This is a genomic window from Flavonifractor sp. DFI.6.63 (assembly GCF_024462255.1).
In the GTDB taxonomy this organism is placed as follows: domain Bacteria; phylum Bacillota; class Clostridia; order Oscillospirales; family Oscillospiraceae; genus Lawsonibacter_A; species Lawsonibacter_A hominis.
In genome coordinates, this window is sequence record NZ_JANGBE010000011.1 from 52,037 (window position 1) to 67,941 (window position 15,905).

The window sequence follows — 15,905 nt, forward strand, 5'->3', positions numbered from 1 at the left end:
GTCTGTAGATGGGCAGTGCCATTGCTCTTTTGGGAAGGCGGTGCCTGATGGCGACATTAGAAAAAAACTCTCCGATCCCGCTGTATTATCAGCTCTATACCATCCTCCTCAACCGGATCAAGATGGGAGAATTGCAGCCGGGCGATATGCTGCCGACCGAGGTGTCGCTGGTAGAGGAGTATAATGTGAGCCGGGCCACTGTGCGCCAGGCGATTTTGGATCTTGCCCGGAACGGCTATGTGGTGCGTGAAAAATCCAAGGGGACCTTTGTCAAGGATTTCAGCAACACGGTGGGCTACAAGGACCGTGTAAAAGGGTTTACGGCGATCTCCAGCCAAGGCGGAACGATCCCGCTGACATCCAAGGTTCTGGAAAAAGCTGTGGTGATCCCTCCAAAGCCGGTGCGGGAAGCACTTCAGCTGAAGGAGGGGGAGCGGGCCTTTTATCTGCGGCGTATCCGCTATATCCGGGACGAAGCCAACACGTTTGTGGAGGACTGGCTGCCCTACAAAATTTGCGAGGGGATCGAACAGGAGCACTTTACCAATGCCTCCATGTATCAGATACTGGAGGAAAGGTACGGCATCATACCGCATCATGCCGTGCGGACGTTTGAATGCAGCTGTGCGGACACGGAAGAGCAGATCCGGGAGCTGGAGATTCGAAAGCATACCGCTCTGCTGCGCTGTGAAAGCAAAGTTTATGATGCCAGCGACGCCCCGATCGAGTATTATGTCGCCCTGATCAACGGAAAATACACAGTACAGGAATAGCGTCCCCCCGGTCGATGCAGAAAGAGGCTTTATCCCTTTGTGGGATAAAGCCTCTTTCTGGCGGAAGGGAGATTCAATTCTCGCACTTATGGAAGCGCTTGGCGGTTTCTTCGCCGCGGAGGACCCGCAGGCCGCCCAGGGCCAGGGACTGCATCTCGTCCTCGCCGGGGTAGACGACCACGGGCGCGAGGAAGGAAACGTGCTCAGTGATGTAATCAGTCACATACTTGGAGTAGGCGATGCCGCCGGTGAGCAGGATGGCGTCCACCTTGCCGCACACGCCGGGGGCGATCTTGCCGATGTTTTTGCAGACGTTCAGCGCCATGGCGTCGTAGACCAGCCTGGCATGCTCGTCGCCGCCGGCGATCATCTCCTCCGCCTTGCGGCTGTCGGTCGTGCCCAGGTGGGCCATCAGGCCGCCGCGGCTCTTGACCTGCTTCATCATGCTCTTATAGTCATACGCGCCGGTGAAACACAGCTTGATCACGTCGAACATGGGCAGCCCCCCGGCACGCTCCGGGGAGAAGGGCCCCTCTTCGTCGTTGATAAAATCCTCGATCCTGCCGTTGTGATGGAGATTGACGGAGATGCCGCCGCCCAAATGGGCCACGATGACGGTGACGTCCGCATAGGCCTTTCCGTTCTCCCGGGCGTAGCGCAGGGCCGCGGCGCGGGTGTTCAGGTTGTGGCCCATGCCCTTTCGGCGCATGCCGGGCAGGCCGGTGATCTTGTTGATGGGCAGCAGTTCATCCACAGTGATCCCGTCATAGATGAAGGCGGGTATGCCGTACTGCTTGCTCAGGGCGCGGGCGATCATGGCGCCTACGTTGGAGGCATGCTCGTTTTGGGGCTTGTTTTTGAGCTGCCATACCATGTCGTCGTTGACCTCGTAGGCGCCCGCCTCGATGGGGGGGAGCAGGCCGCCCCGGGAGACGATGCCGGTGAGGGACTCCAGGGCCACGCCGTGCTTTTTCAGCGTCGCGATGACCAGGTCCCGGCGGAACTCATACTGGTCGGCCACACAGTCGAAGGCAGCGAGCTCCTCGGGCGTATGAGTGATGGATTCGGTAAAGAGGGGCGTTTCGTCCTCGAACACCGCGATCTTGGTGGAGGTGGAGCCGGGATTCAGGATCAGCAGTTTTTCCATAGTTGCTTCCTCCTCAGCGGGCCGCGGCGGCAGAGATGACGATGGACAGGTATTTCTCCTGAGCGGAGGAGCCGCGGCTGGTCATGACGATGGGGCATTTGGCGCCCACGATGAATCCGGCCATCTTGGCGCCGCAGGTGACGGTGAGCATCTTGCCCATGATATTGCCTGCGTGGATGTTGGGGGCCAGCAGCACGTCGCAGTCGCCGGCACAGGGACTCTGATAGCCCTTGAAGTCGGCGATCTCCTTCGACATGGCGCAGTCATAGGAGATGGGGCCCTCCACGATGCAGCCGCTGATCTCACCGCGCTGATTCATCTGCTTGAGCGCATCGCCGTCCACCGTCTCCGGCATCTTGGGGTTGAGCTTTTCCACACAGGCCAGCACGCCCACCTTGGGCATGTCGTAGCCCATGGTCCGCAGAGCGCCTACGGTGTTCTCAATGATGCATTTTTTCTGCTCCAGCGAGGGATAGGTGACCATACCGCCGTCTACCGGAACGATCAGCTTGTGATAGCCGCTGCACTCAAAGGCGGTAAAATGGCTCATAACGCCGCCCTTGCCCAGCCCCTCATCCTTGTTGACCACGGCTTTGAGCAGCACCGAGGTGTCCAGCTTGCCCTTCATTAGAAAGTCGGCCTTGCCCTGGCGGACCAGACCTACGGCATAGCGGGCGGATTCCGCCGGATCGGGCACGTCAAAGATATCCTCGTCGGCCACATGCTCGCCCAGGTGGGCGAGCGCACGGTCGATGGCCGCCTTGCTACCCACCAGAATGGGGTGGGCAATACCCTCCCTGCGGGCCATAAGGGCGGCTTCGACGGTATGTTCGTCCCCGGCGGCGGCCACCGCCATCCGGGCCATGGTGGGGTGTCCCTTCTGTTTTGCAATCAACTCGTCGAACGTCTTAAAAACCATATTGATCAGTCCTTTCAGATGATGCATCCGGCATCTTGTATCTTGCAAGATTTATTCTGCATTAAGCATATCACATTTCAGCAAAATTGCAAGTTCTTTTTCGGGAAATTACCGAGGAAATCACGGAGCGGGGAAGGGGGAAAGCTTGCATTTTCCGGAGGGTTCTGTTATGATAAATTTATATATTGCAAGATATTACCCTCAACGGATCAGGCACGGCAGCTCCGAGAAAATTTGGGGAGAACAGCGCCCGGCAGGGCGGATGTGAGAAAGGCTCGGCCTTTGTCCACCGGGGCAACGCGGCCCGATGGGAAACCCGCCGCCAGACCGTGCCGTCTTTTATCCATCGAGGGCAGACCGTCCGGAAAAGGAGTCGAATCCATGGCAGCGATCAAGAAGCAATCCCTGGTGGATCAGATCTATCAGCGGTTGAGAGAGAATATCATCACGATGCAGCTCCCCTTGGGCAGCCACCTCAATGTCAACGAGCTGCAAAGCCAAATGGGCGTGAGCTGCACCCCCATCCGGGAGGCCATCAACCGCCTGCAGCAGGAGGGACTGGTGGTATATGAAAACAATGTGGGCGCCCGGGTCCTTATGTTAGACGAGCACGATGTACGGGAGATCCAAGAGTTGGCCGCCACCCTTCAGGTCACGGCGGTCCGTTTGGCGCTCCGGCAGGGGGACCGGCAGCGGATGGCGCTGGAGATCCGGGAGCAGATCCGGCGCTATGAGCAGGCGTTAACGCCGCAGGAAGAAGTAGGAGCGGTCCACGAGCTGGTGGGCGTGTTCTACCACAACTGCGGCAACAAGCGTCTGGACAACAGCATGATCGCCATTCAGGGCCAGCAGCTGCTGCTGCGTTACCTTTACTGCTCCTGTGCGGGACACGGGAAGAACCAGGCCGACTTTGAACGGATCTATCAGGGTGTACTCAAGAATGATCCGGATGCCATCATCGCCGCCCTGCGGGAAAACGCAGAGCGCGCCTTGCCCGGTATCCTGCGCTGTTTGAAAGAAAAGACCAGCTGAGATACGTGAACAGGACCAGTAAAAACGGACAGTGACAGAAGGCCCCCTGATGTAGGGAAATAAACTACATCAGGGGGTCTTGTTATGGGGAAACGGAATTACACACACGTTCAAGCGTTGCTGCCTGAAATCAAGGCTATGCCGGCAGAGGGAAAAACGCAGCGGGAAGTTGCAGGGTAACGGACATCTCTTATATCCACACCAAACAGGGGGTGCTGTATCGTTCCATGATTCGGGACCTCTGCGATAACGGCATTGCAGCCTGCAAGACCGGGAGGCGGCAGACTGTAAATCTGGTCCTGGACACCATTCGTCCGGCGATGAAGAAAGAGAAAAAGAGGGTCGCTGCGGGACTCGGCCTCCACAGCGGCCAGGGATTTCAGTACGCCCCACAAGCATACTTCAATCTGACTCAAGCATACGGCATTACGCTTTCCATGTCAAGGAAAGGCAAGCCATATGATAATGCCATGGCGGAAAATCTCTTCTCCATTCTTAAAACAGAGTGCATTTACCGCCGAAAACCGGCGGCTTTCTCTGAAGCCAACGAGAGGATTGACCGCTATATCCACTTTTACAACCATGAGCGCATTCAGCTAAAGACTGGAGAGGCGCCGCTTGCGCGTCGCCTCTCCACATAAAACTCAATAGTTCCTGCCAGGGCCCCTTTTTGTACGGTCCGCACAACCTGGGGCAGTTCAATCCTCCAAAGCGGCTTTTCCGCTTGATCGAAAAGCTCTTGTGCCCCCTCTGCCGTGGACAGAGGGGGCACATTCATGATTCAGCCGGATTACCGCTGTCCCCGTCCGAGCTCCAGGCCCTTTTCAAAGGCCTGTTTGTTGAGGGGCAGCAGCTTGGGCTTGGAGGCGAGTTTGTGCTCGATGGTCTCCCACACGATAGCGGGATCGATGACCTCGGTATAACCTACGTATACGCCCAGCATGATGACGTTGAGCACCTTGGCGTTGCCCATCTCCAGGGCCAGTTCCGTGACCGGGGCCTTGACCAGCTTCACGTCGCTGCGGCCGATGTCGTCGGAGACGATGGAGCTGTTGATGAACAGATTGCCGCCCTGCTTCAGCGTGGGCAGAAACTTAGCCAGCGAAGGCCCGTTCATGACGATCAGGTCGTCCATCACGTCGCCCAAAGGAGCGCCGATGGCCTCGTCGGAGATGACGACGAAGCAGTTGGCGGTGCCGCCGCGCTGCTCGGCGCCGTAGGAGGGGAAGAAGGTCACATTCTTATCGGTGGAATTGCAGGTGGCGTCCGCCAGAAATTTGCCCAGGGTCATGACGCCCTGGCCGCCGAAGCCGGCTACACACAGATTGGTTTCCATTTCCGCTCCTCCTTACCGGTCCCGAATCACGCCAAGCGGGAACTCGGGCAGCATTTTTTCCTCAATGAAGTCCAGCGCCTTCAGCGCGTCCATACCCCAGTTGGTCGGGCAGCTGGTGACGATCTCTACCATGGAGAAGCCCTTGCCGTCCAGCTGGTTCTGGAAGGCCTTGTGAATGGCCTGCTTGGTCTTGTTCACGTTGGCGGGGGTATTGCAGCTGGTGCGTACCAGATAAGCGGGCGCGGTGAGCTGGTTGAGGATCTCGCACATATGCATGGGGTAGCCGTGCTCCTTGGGATCGCGGCCGCGGGGCGCGGTGGAGGCCTTCATACCGACCAGCGTGGTGGGGGCCATCTGGCCGCCGGTCATGCCGTAGATGCCGTTGTTGATGAAGATCACGGTGATGTTTTCACCCCGGTTTGCGGCGGAGATGGATTCCGCCAGGCCGATGGAGGCAAAATCGCCGTCTCCCTGATAAGTAAAGACCAGACTGTCGGGATTGGTACGCTTCATGCCGGTGGCCACGGCACAGGCACGGCCGTGGGGGGCGGTGGTGTTGTCGTAGGCGATGTAATCCATATGCAGCCCGCAGCAGCCGATGCCCAGCACGCAGGCGGCCTTGTCGACCAGCTTCATTTCGTCCAGGACCTCGCCGATCAGCTTGATGACGGTGGAATGCATGCAGCCGGGGCAGAAGCCGGAGACCTTGTCCTCCTGGATGGTGGTCGTTCTTCCATAGATCTTTTCCATCTTATTTCCCCTCCATGATCTTCTTGGCCGCGTCGAGGACCTTGTCGCGGCTCATAATATTGCCGCCGGAGCACAGGCACGTCTCGATGGGGCAGCGGTCTTTCACGCCTGCGGCCACGTCGGTGACGAACTGGGCGGGGATGGACATCTCCACATCCAGCACTGCCTTGACGCGGCTGTAGTCGATGTGGTCATAGGCCTTGTAGGGGAAGGGATGCAGTGTGATGGGGCGGATCAGGCCGGCCTTGATGCCCTGCGCGCGCAGAAGATCCACGGAAGACTTGCAGATGCGTGCGGAAATGCCGTAGGCGGTCATGACCATCTCCGCGTCCTCCAGCCGGTATTCCTCTACCTGTACATCCTTCTCCCAGGAGGCATACAGGGCGGCGGCGTCCTCGTTGGCTTCCTGCATCCGTACCGTGGACCACTGGCCCGGCTGGATCCAGGAGCGATGGGCGTAGTCCAGCGCGTGGCCCACGCAGGCCCAGGACTGCTTGGACGCCTTGATGGCAGCGACCTCCTCGTCGCTCTTCATCTCGGGCAGCACCACCGGCTCCATCATGGTGCCGATGACGCCGTCGGCCAGGATCAGCACCGGGTTGCGGTCCCGGTCGGCGTAATCAAAGGCCTTGTAGGTCATATCAACGGCCTCCTGCACGGTGGCGGGGGCGAAGACCATCATCTCGAAGCCGCCGTTGCCGCTGGCCTTAGTGGCCTGGTAATAGTCCATCTGGGCGGGCTGGATGGAGCCCACGCCGGGACCGCCCCGGGAGATGTTGGCGTATACCATGGGGATGCGGGCAGAAGCGCAGTAGGAGATGCCCTCGCTCTTCAGGGCGATGCCGGGGCTGGAGGAGGAGGTCATGGACCGGGTGCCCGCAGAGGCGGCGCCGTAGACCATGTTTACGGAAGCGACCTCAGACTCGCCCTGGACGAAGGTGCCGCCCACCTCGGGCAGACGGCGGGAAAAATATTCGGGAATCTCGTTCTGCGGGGTGATGGGGTATCCAGCAAAGAACCGGCAGCCGGCCCGCACGGCCGCTTCCGCGATGGCCTCGCAGCCCTTCATAAATACTCTTGCCATTTCAGTGCCCTCCCTTATTTGTAGATTTCGATGGCCCCGTCGGGACACATGCGGCCGCAGATGCAGCAGCCGATGCAGTCGTCCGGGCTCACAGGTACGACGTATTCGTACCCTTTGGAGTTGACCTTGTCGCCGATGGCCAACACATGCTTGGGACAGAACTTGATGCAATAGCCGCAGCTTTTGCAGCGCTCCGCCACGATTTGGACCTTTGCCATAATGACATCTCCTTCTACCTTCAATTATAATCTTGCATCTTGCAAACCTTGAACAAAAAATTTTTGGAACTCAGTACGAGCCGTCTTCCGGCATCCTGTTCCAGGGATAGGTGAGATACAGGCGGATGGGGAGGAGCGGGGCGGAAACTGCGCCCTTCACTTGCTCGTACAGGGGTTCCCAAACACAGAAAAAGTCCAGGGGCTTGTAGGGGGCGACCAGTTCGGTCAAGGTACGGATCCCGTCCAACACATCCTCCCGGGTGGTGTGGATGCCCAGATTGGGATTGCCGATCAGCTTCAGGTGATCCAGCTGGACGTGGGAGACGCCCAGAGTCTCGCCCAGGACCCGGTCGATGTGGTCGATGGTCATGGACCAGGGGCGGAAGGGATTCATCACGTAGTAGACGGCGGTACGGCTATCGTTGAGCAGGGGAGCGTAGCCGCCGATGGAGCGGGCCCCGATGTAGTCGCCGCCCACGTCCAGGACCGTGTAGCAGCGCTCCTCCCGCAGAAGACGGGTGACGCCGCCGGTCACTGTGGGGGCGTCCATAAACTGCTGCTCACAGTGAAAACGGATGCCCATCGCCGCAAGCGCTTCTCCCTGATCCCGGCTGCGGAACAGGGGCTTGGTCATGTCCAGATCGAAGAGGTGGACCTCTTTACCGCCCTGCTGGTGCAGGGACAGGGCAAAATTGATGGCGATCTCGCTCTTGCCGCTTCCGGCTTCCCCCAGAAAAACGAAGTTTTTCGTCTGTTCCCCCAGCCTGAGGGGGCGCAGGCTGCTGCTTTTTTCCATCGGCATCCCTCCCGGATTCCGTGCTCCTTCCCGTCCCTCCGGGAAGTCTTGCAGGATATAAGATATTGTAAACGTTCTTTCCCATGATTGCAAGAGCAAAATCGAAAAATTCTGCTTTGGCTGGGAACTCCCCCTGACCCGCAGCCGGGTCAGGGGTCAGCGGTCCGGGAAGCATATCAAAAGAACTATTTTACAAACGGCGAGGGGGATGCTATGCTTAACTCATGAGGGCAGGCCCGCGGTTCATGGCCAGATTGCCGCCTTCCCGCAAGTGTGTACGCAGATGGGGCCGGGGCGGTCGGGGATCGCCGTTCGGTTCGGTGCGCGGACCCATATCAAAACGGTTATCGTGAAAAGAGGAAAATAAAGGAGCGAGTGACATGTCGTTTGAGTTTCGTCCCATGCGCAGCCTGATTTTTGTAGACTGCGTCCGTGAGGAGTATCGCCATCGCCTGCAGCACTGGCTGTACAACACCCACATCCCGGACAGCATCTCCAAGTTTACCCCTTACTGTGTGAAGTACGCCTTTTATAACGCGCTTCCGGTGCCGCCGGGCGGCGAACGTTTCGGCACCCGCCGGATGCAGATGACCGAGCATTACTGGCTCATCAACGAAATGCTGCCTGAGATGCGCAATAATGCCTTTGGTGAGGTTATGCCGCCGGAAGTACTGCGCTGGCAGGGCATGCTGCCCGATTCGGACGAAGCGATCGCGCAAATGGCCAATATGACCGGAGAGGAGCACCGCTCCTCCGGCGGCGATAACGGCTGCCCGCCCTTTGTATTTGCCCATGTGCCCATCAACTGGGAGGAGGATTTCAAGGGCGCCGGCCGCACCGTAAAGGATGGCCCCAACTACCGCTGGCAGTTTGTCCTGCGCTGGCCCTGCGAGAAGACCGGTGAGAAGTGGTTCCACGATGTGATGGCGCCCTATTTCCAGAATCGCCCTGAGGTCACCCGCTTCCTGTCCAGCAGGATCTACCACGACGTGGTGGGGTGCCAGTTCCACCGCCTGGTGGAGCTGTGGTTTGAGGGCCCTGACGAGTGGTGCACCGCCATTGAGGCGGCCAAACAGGAATTGGCTCAGCCTGAGTGGGCCAAGGAGGCCCCTGAGGCCGCGCCCCAGGCCCAGTTTCCCTTCCTTAAGTCCAACTTCGGCATTGTGGGCATGTTCCTGACGGATTACGCCGCCAGCGACAATATGACCCAGTTCCGCGGCAACTTTACCATGCGCTGAGCCGGGCGGCCCCGCGTCGGCTTGTCGAAACGATCCCGCAGTGTGCGCAGCGGGCTGCATCTGATCTCAAACATTTTAAAAACCGTGAGGAGGGCGGATATGCACTGCATATCCGCCCTCCTCCTGTTCTTATAAGGCAATCCAATACCGCTGGGTGAGACGTCCGCCTTCCGCAATCGCGCCATCCAGTACGCCGCCGTTTGTCCGAATGGTACGACGGGAGGCCTCGTTTGCGGCGTCGCAGGTGACCAGGACTTGTTTCAGACCCAGGCGGCGGGCCTCCTCCAGCACCAGACGCAGCATCTCCGTGGCGTAGCCCTTCCTGCGCTGGGAAGGGCGTACGCTGTAGCCGATGTGCCCGCCGAAGTGAAGCAAATAGTCGTTGAGGCAGTGGCGGAGCTGGATCATACCGACCAATGAGCCGGCGGCATCCTCCGCCAAAAAAGAGGTGGCAGGGACCATTCCGGAACGCACGCTTTCCGCACGGCGATTGTCCTCCACGGCGGAGAACCACTCCGCAAAGGATTCCGCACGGTCCAGCGCGGCGGTACCGTCCAGACTGTCCCCGGCCCGGAGGAACTCCGCTCGATACGCCCAGATCCGCTCCCGGTCGGACGGCGCGGGGGAGCGTAATGTGATCATAAAATTACCCCCCAAGGCCATGCAGCCGCGCAGCGGCCTCCGCCACGTGACGGGCCAGCACCGAGGTGGTCACCGCGCCAACGCCGCCGGGGACAGGCGTGACGGCGTCCGCCACCGGTTCTGCAGCAGCAAAGTCCACGTCGCCCACCAGCATCCCATCCGCATCCAGGTTGATGCCAACGTCGATGACCGCCTGACCGGGGGCGATATGGGATACGCCCAGCATCCCGGCTTTCCCGGCCGCCGCGATGAGCACGTCGGCCCGGCGGCACTCAGCCGCCAGATCGGCCGTACGGGTGTGGCAGAGCGTGACCGTGGCGTTTCGCTGCAGCAGCAGCATGGCCGCTGGTTTCCCAATGACCAGACTGCGTCCCACCACCACCGCCCGCTTGCCGGTCAGCTCATAGCCGTAGTAATCCAGGATCTCCAGGCAGGCCTGTGCAGTACAGGGGGGAAAGCCGCTGCCGCTGCCAGCAAACACTCCGGCCAGGGAACCGGCGGTGATCCCGTCTACATCCTTGGAAGGGGCGAGCGCGGCACAGACGGCGGCTTCGTCCAGATGCCGGGGCAGAGGGCGAAACAGCAGACAACCATGGATCGCGGCGTCCTGGTTGATCGCTTCGACGATGTGCAGCAGCTCCGTCAGCTCCACTGTATCAGGCAGGATAAACTGCTTTATAGTAATGCCGACCATTTCACAGCGTTTGAGCGCCCCGCGCTCATAGGACAGGTCTTCAGGGCGTTGGCCGACCCGAACGATGGCCAGTGCGGGGGAGACCCCGCGCTGCTTCAAGCGCTCGACCTGGGCGGCCACCCGCTCGCTCAGGGCAGCCGCTACCGGCGCGCCCTTCCAAAGCCGGGCCATCAGGAAAACCTCCTCATCACGGATTGATAGACCTGATCGGCGACGTTCCCATATTGGCTGACCAAATCGTCCGCTTCCTGATTCATAGCCCGTGCAAAGGCCTGGTCGGCTATGCTTTTGGTGTTCACCTTCACATTGAGCCATGCGCCGTAGAGGGCGCTCCGGCAGAAGATGACCCCTGTGCCAACGTCGGAGAGCATCAGAAGACTTCCTTTTTCCAGCATCTCTTTGTGAAGGCCGATCACTTCACAGCTAAGACGCAGGATCTCCATGGGCGCGGCGGCGGCATCCCGCAGACAGCGCTCCAGGACGGCGTCCCGCTGCGGATCGTCCTTGGGGATTGAATAAGCCTTTGAAAGCGGCTCAAAGGCGGCGGCGTCCTGGTCCACCAGCGCCAGCAGCCGTCCGCGCAGGTCCTCGGCCTTCTCCATAAGGACCCTGACGTCCGCCTCCACTGCGGCATACTTTTTCTTTCCAACGGTATAGTTTCCTACCATGGTGCACAGGGCGGCACCCAGCGCCCCCACCAGCGCGGAGGCACCTCCGCCGCCCGGCACAGGGGCCTTGGAGGCCAGTGCATCCAGAAAGCCGCCGCAGGTCTGTTCCGCCGTGTTCACTGTGCTGCTCCCCCTCTCTCCATCAAAACAGGCCGGAGATTCGGCCGTTCTCATCCACATCGACCGTCTCGGCCGCAGGGACTTTGGGCAGGCCGGGCATGGTCATGATATCGCCGGTCAGTGCAACGATGAATCCGGCCCCGGCGGAGACCTTCAGACTGCGCACCGTCACCCGGAATCCCTCCGGAGCACCCAGCAGGGACGGATCGTCGGAGAAGGAATACTGGGTCTTTGCCATGCAGATGGGCAGCGCGCCAAAGCCCAGGGCGGTCAGTTCCGCAGCCTGCTTTTTGGCCGCTGGGGTCAGATCCACGCCGTCACCGTGGTAAACCCTGGTGACGATCTGCTCCAGCTTCCGCTCAATGGGTTGATCCAACGCATAGGAGCAGGTGAAACTGCCCGGCGTTTCACACAGCCGGACCACCTCGCGGGCAAGGGACATGCCGCCCTCGCCGCCCTTGGCCCATACCTCGGACAGAGCCACGTTGACGCCCAGGGAGCGGCACTTGTCCTCTACCAGCCGCAGCTCGGCCTCTGTATCGGTGGGGAAGCGGTTGATGGCCACCACGCAGGGCAGGCCGTAGACGGCGGTGATGTTCTCCACGTGCCGCAGCAGGTTGGGAAGGCCGCGCTCCAGCGCGGCAAGGTCTTCCGTGCCCAAAGCCCCCTTGGGACAGCCGCCGTGATGCTTGAGGGCCCGGACCGTGGCCACCATGACCACGGCGGACGGGGTCAGGCCCGCCAGGCGGCACTTGATGTCCAAAAACTTTTCCGCCCCCAGGTCGGCGCCGAAGCCAGCCTCGGTGATGACGTAATCTCCCATTTTGAGGGCCACGCGGGTAGCCATGACGGAGTTGCAGCCGTGGGCGATATTGGCGAATGGACCGCCGTGGATAAATGCGGGGGTACCCTCCAGCGTCTGAACCAGGTTGGGCTTCAGCGCGTCTTTGAGCAGGGCAGCCATGGCGCCCTCAGCCTTTAGGTCATGGGCGGTGACAGGGGCGCCGGTGCTGGTATAGCCGACCACCATACGGCCAAGACGCGCTTTCAGATCAGTCAGGCCGTCGGCCAGACAGAGCACCGCCATGATTTCAGAGGCCACAGTAATGTCAAAGCCGTCCTCCCGGGGCATGCCGTTGGCCTTGCCGCCCAAGCCGCAGACGATGCTGCGCAGCTGACGGTCGTTCATGTCTATGCAGCGTTTCCAGGTGATGCGCCGCACGTCGACAGCAAGCTCATTGCCCTGTTGGATATGGTTGTCCAGCATGGCGGCCAGCAGGTTGTTGGCCGCGCCGATGGCGTGAAAGTCTCCTGTAAAATGGAGGTTGATATCCTCCATGGGGACCACCTGGGCATATCCGCCCCCGGCCGCGCCGCCTTTGACGCCGAAAACCGGGCCCAAACTGGGCTCCCGCAAAGCGACCACGGTGTTCTTTCCCAGGCGGCGCATGCCGTCGGCCAGTCCCACGGTGGTGGTGGTCTTGCCCTCACCTGCGGGCGTCGGGTTGATGGCGGTGACCAGTACCAGCTTGCCGTCGGGCGCTCCGGCACGGTCGGAAAGCAGCTTCAGGTCGATTTTGGCTTTGTATTTGCCGTAATACTCCAGATAATCCTCGTCCACGCCCGCCAGTTCCGCGACGTCCCGGATGTGCTTCATCCGGCAGGACTGTGCGATTTCGATGTCGGTCTTCATAGTATTCCCTCTTTTCCATGTGCCCAAAATACAAAAAAGGGCACACTCAATCATCAGTGTGCCCAGACGGTCGGCAAGAGGACGCGGTCTACGTCCGGCCACACTCCATGTGGTTGCTCCACTTCCGTCAGTCGTATGGTCGTTTGTAGTGTATCACGGCCCGCCCGCCCGCGTCAAGAGGACGAGCGGACGGCTTGGTAAATTTGTGTAGGACTACAATACATGTTGGACAGATGAATAAAAAAGGATGAAAGATAAGGCCTCATCGGTTAAAGTTGAGTTACCACACAACAACTTGACGAGAGGAGGCCCTATCCCTCATGAGCAAGAGTATAACACAGGACATGCATCCGGCAAACTGGACGCCCCGATGCGCGTAGTGTAGTTATGGAACTTGAAAACCGTTGGAAACAAAAGCTCCAACGGTTTCAAGCTGCTGCCGCAATTCAGCCGCACGACATAATTTCAATCCACAGATTTCTCTGACGGATTTCATGATACCAAACGAAACTTGCGTAATGTGACGAACCATATACCATAAAATCATATTCTATGTAGTGTGACTGAACTGTTTTATGCAAGGGCATCCTTCTAAAGGATGACATCTCAACATACATTTTCTTGGGGTGTTCGTCATGTGTTCAATTAGAGGGCCGCCTAAAAGCGTTCCAAAAACAAGATGTTGACAAATAGAAAAATCCTTCATGTTTTCACATGAAGGATTTGGTCGGAGTGCGGGGATTCGAACCCCGGGCCTCTTGGACCCGAACCAAGCGCGATACCAAACTTCGCCACACCCCGATGGACACTGTTAGATATTATAGTGATTTCAAAAGAAATTGTCAAGCAGAGAATTATCGACTCCCTTCTATCGGCTCCCTTCCATTGCAGCTGTTGCTGGAATCAAAATCCGTCGATTTTACCGAAAGCCCCATTGCGGACCATTCAATCGTATCGTAAAATGAGATTGATCAAATCGGATTTGCCGGAGGACCGATCATGGAAGAAAGAGTATTGCTTGATCATCTTGATAAAATTCATACTACTCAAATGGGGGTTGACAGGATTAGAAGAAACTTGAAGTTAGATACCGCTGATGTAGTTGAATATTGTAAAAATAGGATTTTGGATAGAAACTATAATATATACCGGAGAGGAAAGAACTGGTATTGCGAGATCGACGATAAAAAGATAACGATCAATGCTTATAGTTATACGATTATTACAGCACATACGATCCAGTAAACCCGGATCTATCGGGCAGCTGCTATGTTTAAGGCGGCTGCCTTTTTCGTATATTCCGACAAATGATTTATGGATGAAGCTCGCAGCAACACAAACGGGAACAGGGAGATTCCCGGTACGGGTAGGAAGCGGCTGGGAAAATAGACAAGCGCGGGCTTTCGGGTGATTACAGTGTTCCCCCTGAACTGTTTTTGTGATATAATGTCGAAAACAGAGGGGTGGAAGCATGAAAAACGGCGTATTAAGGGGCGTTGGTCTGCTGATATTGGCGGCTTGGCTGATTGCCTCGCCTGCCCGTGCGGCTGGATGGACCGATCTGACAGAGGAACACTGGGCATATGAGACCATGGCACGGGCGGAAGCGCTGGGGGTACTGGGCGGCCTTCCGGATGGGACCATGGCTCCGGAGGGGACGCTGAGCTGGGGCGAATATCTGACCATGCTGGCCCGGACCTTTTATCCGGAGCAGTATGGCTCCGGTGAACGGCTGCCGGGAACGCACTGGGCGTTTCCGGCCTATGAGGCGGCCCTGTCGGCAGGCGTACTTTGCGGAGGGGACTTTGTTACGGTAAATGGAGCCACGTTGGGCGAGCCGGTAACACGCCGGGATGCGGTAACGCTGGCGCTTCGGGTGCTGGAAGGAGAGCCGCTTCCGGCGGCGGAGCCGGCCGTGGCGGATTTTCAGCAGCTGCCCGCATCCTATCAGGCTTTTGTAGCGCGTTCTTATGTGCTGGGACTGATGACCGGTTATCCGGATGGCACGTTCCGGGGGAGCGCAGTCCTGAGCCGGGCCCAGGGCGCAACGCTGCTGCTGAGGACGCTGGATCTGAGCAGCGGGGCGGTGTTGGAGCAGGAAACAGCGGAGAAAGATCTGGCCCCCGCCCAAACGCAGACGGATTCTGCCCAGGCGCATCCGGTCGAACTGCGGACGCTGGGGGAGAACGGCGCCAAACGAGAACGGCTTTTTGGCAGTGCGGAAAAGCGCCGTTTTACCGACCAAGCGGAGGCCCGGACCAATATGACGGAGGTTACCGTGCCCGTATGGCGGCTGAATGAGAGCACAGGGGAGAAAACGGCGGGAGAGGTCACCTTTATGATCCACAAGGCTCTGGCTGCCGATATGACGGAAATCTTTACCGAGATTTTCAATGATCCGGAACAGTTCCCCGTGAAAGATATCGGCGGTTTTCGCTGGACGGACGGCGCCAAAGGAGAACACAACTGCGGTACCGCGATCGACATCAACTGGAATGAAAACTATCAGGTATATCCAAACGGCACGGTGGGTGCAGGCGCCTACTGGCGGCCGGGCAAAGACCCCTGGTCCATCCCTGCCGAGGGAAGCGTGGTGCGCAGTTTCAAGGCCCACGGTTACAGCTGGGGCGGCGACGCCTGGCCCACGAACAAGGACTATATGCACTTTTCCTATATGGGCGTATGAGGCAAAGCGGACGGCCCTGCCCCAGGAATGCAGGACCGTCCGCTTTTGCGAAAATAGTGGAGATACCTGAGCGGAGGGATGTCCGGCCGCCCCGCGTGCGTGCGGAACA

17 protein-coding genes, 1 tRNA gene and 1 riboswitch are annotated in these 15,905 nt (G+C 58.9%); of the genes, 6 read left to right on the plus strand and 12 right to left on the minus strand.

Features of this window, described 5'->3' with window-relative positions; all coding sequences use genetic code 11:
- The first annotated feature begins 47 nt into the window (after positions 1–47).
- The gene (locus tag NE547_RS07850; RefSeq protein ID WP_186906399.1) at positions 48–773 is read left to right on the plus strand and encodes a GntR family transcriptional regulator; all 726 of its coding nucleotides are present in this window, start codon (positions 48–50) and stop codon (positions 771–773) included.
- Positions 774–846: 73 nt separating this feature from the next.
- On the opposite strand, the gene buk is transcribed toward NE547_RS07850, so the two are convergent.
- Entirely contained in the window at positions 847–1,920 is a 1,074-nt protein-coding gene (buk, locus tag NE547_RS07855; RefSeq protein ID WP_186906400.1) for a butyrate kinase, read from the minus strand.
- A 13-nt stretch (positions 1,921–1,933) separates the two neighbouring features.
- A complete protein-coding gene (locus NE547_RS07860; protein WP_256175244.1) occupies positions 1,934–2,839 on the minus strand; it encodes a phosphate acyltransferase in 906 nt (301 codons plus the stop codon).
- Between the two features lie 381 nt (positions 2,840–3,220).
- On the opposite strand from NE547_RS07860, the gene NE547_RS07865 reads away from it, so the two are divergent.
- Both NE547_RS07865 and NE547_RS07870 read left to right on the plus strand, forming a co-directional pair.
- On the plus strand, positions 3,221–3,871 hold the full coding sequence (locus NE547_RS07865; RefSeq protein ID WP_186906401.1) for a GntR family transcriptional regulator: 651 nt from the start codon (positions 3,221–3,223) through the stop codon (positions 3,869–3,871).
- A gap of 212 nt (positions 3,872–4,083) precedes the next feature.
- Positions 4,084–4,512 (plus strand): transposase, encoded by a 429-nt coding sequence (locus tag NE547_RS07870; RefSeq protein ID WP_370866831.1) that lies wholly within the window; start codon positions 4,084–4,086, stop codon positions 4,510–4,512.
- Between the two features lie 149 nt (positions 4,513–4,661).
- Here the strand turns inward: NE547_RS07870 and NE547_RS07875 are convergent, their stop codons facing one another.
- From NE547_RS07875 to NE547_RS07895, 5 genes are all read right to left on the minus strand, one after another.
- Positions 4,662–5,207 (minus strand): 2-oxoacid:acceptor oxidoreductase family protein, encoded by a 546-nt coding sequence (locus NE547_RS07875; RefSeq protein ID WP_186906402.1) that lies wholly within the window; start codon positions 5,205–5,207, stop codon positions 4,662–4,664.
- A 12-nt stretch (positions 5,208–5,219) separates the two neighbouring features.
- Positions 5,220–5,957 (minus strand): thiamine pyrophosphate-dependent enzyme, encoded by a 738-nt coding sequence (locus tag NE547_RS07880; RefSeq protein ID WP_256175248.1) that lies wholly within the window; start codon positions 5,955–5,957, stop codon positions 5,220–5,222.
- A 1-nt stretch (position 5,958) separates the two neighbouring features.
- Positions 5,959–7,041, minus strand: coding sequence for a 3-methyl-2-oxobutanoate dehydrogenase subunit VorB (gene vorB / locus NE547_RS07885; RefSeq protein ID WP_256175250.1), 1,083 nt, complete (start codon positions 7,039–7,041; stop codon positions 5,959–5,961).
- A 14-nt stretch (positions 7,042–7,055) separates the two neighbouring features.
- Positions 7,056–7,259: a ferredoxin family protein gene (locus tag NE547_RS07890; RefSeq protein ID WP_256175252.1), complete on the minus strand. Its 204-nt coding sequence runs from the start codon at positions 7,257–7,259 to the stop codon at positions 7,056–7,058.
- 70 nt (positions 7,260–7,329) lie between these two features.
- The gene (locus tag NE547_RS07895) at positions 7,330–8,055 is read right to left on the minus strand and encodes a hypothetical protein (protein WP_186906406.1); all 726 of its coding nucleotides are present in this window, start codon (positions 8,053–8,055) and stop codon (positions 7,330–7,332) included.
- A 380-nt stretch (positions 8,056–8,435) separates the two neighbouring features.
- Here NE547_RS07895 and NE547_RS07900 point away from each other — a divergent pair, with 380 nt between their 5' ends.
- The gene (locus tag NE547_RS07900) at positions 8,436–9,293 is read left to right on the plus strand and encodes an acetyl-CoA hydrolase (RefSeq protein WP_186906407.1); all 858 of its coding nucleotides are present in this window, start codon (positions 8,436–8,438) and stop codon (positions 9,291–9,293) included.
- A gap of 129 nt (positions 9,294–9,422) precedes the next feature.
- Here NE547_RS07900 and NE547_RS07905 read toward each other — a convergent pair whose 3' ends face one another.
- From NE547_RS07905 to NE547_RS07925, 5 genes are all read right to left on the minus strand, one after another.
- Positions 9,423–9,935 carry a GNAT family N-acetyltransferase gene (locus NE547_RS07905; protein ID WP_256175255.1) on the minus strand — a complete coding sequence of 171 codons (513 nt, stop codon included), beginning with the start codon at positions 9,933–9,935 and terminating at the stop codon, positions 9,423–9,425.
- A gap of 4 nt (positions 9,936–9,939) precedes the next feature.
- A complete protein-coding gene (locus NE547_RS07910; RefSeq protein WP_256175257.1) occupies positions 9,940–10,800 on the minus strand; it encodes a bifunctional 5,10-methylenetetrahydrofolate dehydrogenase/5,10-methenyltetrahydrofolate cyclohydrolase in 861 nt (286 codons plus the stop codon).
- Entirely contained in the window at positions 10,800–11,417 is a 618-nt protein-coding gene (locus NE547_RS07915) for a cyclodeaminase/cyclohydrolase family protein (RefSeq protein ID WP_256175258.1), read from the minus strand. The genes NE547_RS07910 and NE547_RS07915 overlap by 1 nt, the downstream gene beginning before the upstream one ends.
- 22 nt (positions 11,418–11,439) lie before the next feature.
- On the minus strand, positions 11,440–13,110 hold the full coding sequence (locus NE547_RS07920; RefSeq protein ID WP_256175260.1) for a formate--tetrahydrofolate ligase: 1,671 nt from the start codon (positions 13,108–13,110) through the stop codon (positions 11,440–11,442).
- A 53-nt stretch (positions 13,111–13,163) separates the two neighbouring features.
- A riboswitch (ZMP/ZTP riboswitch) is annotated at positions 13,164–13,255 on the minus strand.
- 579 nt (positions 13,256–13,834) lie between these two features.
- Positions 13,835–13,911, minus strand: a tRNA-Pro gene (locus NE547_RS07925).
- Positions 13,912–14,109: 198 nt separating this feature from the next.
- On the opposite strand from NE547_RS07925, the gene NE547_RS07930 reads away from it, so the two are divergent.
- Positions 14,110–14,355, plus strand: coding sequence for a DUF3781 domain-containing protein (locus tag NE547_RS07930; protein WP_305148473.1), 246 nt, complete (start codon positions 14,110–14,112; stop codon positions 14,353–14,355).
- Between the two features lie 226 nt (positions 14,356–14,581).
- Positions 14,582–15,796, plus strand: a complete 1,215-nt coding sequence (locus NE547_RS07935; protein ID WP_186906412.1) for an S-layer homology domain-containing protein — start codon at positions 14,582–14,584, stop codon at positions 15,794–15,796.
- Positions 15,797–15,905: the final 109 nt, after the last annotated feature.

What these genes read in the sequence shown, in the direction of transcription:
- NE547_RS07905 (WP_256175255.1), bottom strand. Translation starts at nt 9,935, where the DNA reads ATGATCACATTACGCTCCCCCGCGCCGTCCGACCGGGAGCGGATCTGG.
- buk (WP_186906400.1), bottom strand. Translation starts at nt 1,920, where the DNA reads ATGGAAAAACTGCTGATCCTGAATCCCGGCTCCACCTCCACCAAGATC.
- vorB (WP_256175250.1), bottom strand. Translation starts at nt 7,041, where the DNA reads ATGGCAAGAGTATTTATGAAGGGCTGCGAGGCCATCGCGGAAGCGGCC.
- NE547_RS07910 (WP_256175257.1), bottom strand. Translation starts at nt 10,800, where the DNA reads ATGGCCCGGCTTTGGAAGGGCGCGCCGGTAGCGGCTGCCCTGAGCGAG.
- NE547_RS07865 (WP_186906401.1), top strand. Translation starts at nt 3,221, where the DNA reads ATGGCAGCGATCAAGAAGCAATCCCTGGTGGATCAGATCTATCAGCGG.
- NE547_RS07920 (WP_256175260.1), bottom strand. Translation starts at nt 13,110, where the DNA reads ATGAAGACCGACATCGAAATCGCACAGTCCTGCCGGATGAAGCACATC.
- NE547_RS07895 (WP_186906406.1), bottom strand. Translation starts at nt 8,055, where the DNA reads ATGGAAAAAAGCAGCAGCCTGCGCCCCCTCAGGCTGGGGGAACAGACG.
- NE547_RS07930 (WP_305148473.1), top strand. Translation starts at nt 14,110, where the DNA reads ATGGAAGAAAGAGTATTGCTTGATCATCTTGATAAAATTCATACTACT.
- NE547_RS07900 (WP_186906407.1), top strand. Translation starts at nt 8,436, where the DNA reads ATGTCGTTTGAGTTTCGTCCCATGCGCAGCCTGATTTTTGTAGACTGC.
- NE547_RS07890 (WP_256175252.1), bottom strand. Translation starts at nt 7,259, where the DNA reads ATGGCAAAGGTCCAAATCGTGGCGGAGCGCTGCAAAAGCTGCGGCTAT.
- NE547_RS07850 (WP_186906399.1), top strand. Translation starts at nt 48, where the DNA reads ATGGCGACATTAGAAAAAAACTCTCCGATCCCGCTGTATTATCAGCTC.
- NE547_RS07860 (WP_256175244.1), bottom strand. Translation starts at nt 2,839, where the DNA reads ATGGTTTTTAAGACGTTCGACGAGTTGATTGCAAAACAGAAGGGACAC.
- NE547_RS07875 (WP_186906402.1), bottom strand. Translation starts at nt 5,207, where the DNA reads ATGGAAACCAATCTGTGTGTAGCCGGCTTCGGCGGCCAGGGCGTCATG.
- NE547_RS07935 (WP_186906412.1), top strand. Translation starts at nt 14,582, where the DNA reads ATGAAAAACGGCGTATTAAGGGGCGTTGGTCTGCTGATATTGGCGGCT.
- NE547_RS07880 (WP_256175248.1), bottom strand. Translation starts at nt 5,957, where the DNA reads ATGGAAAAGATCTATGGAAGAACGACCACCATCCAGGAGGACAAGGTC.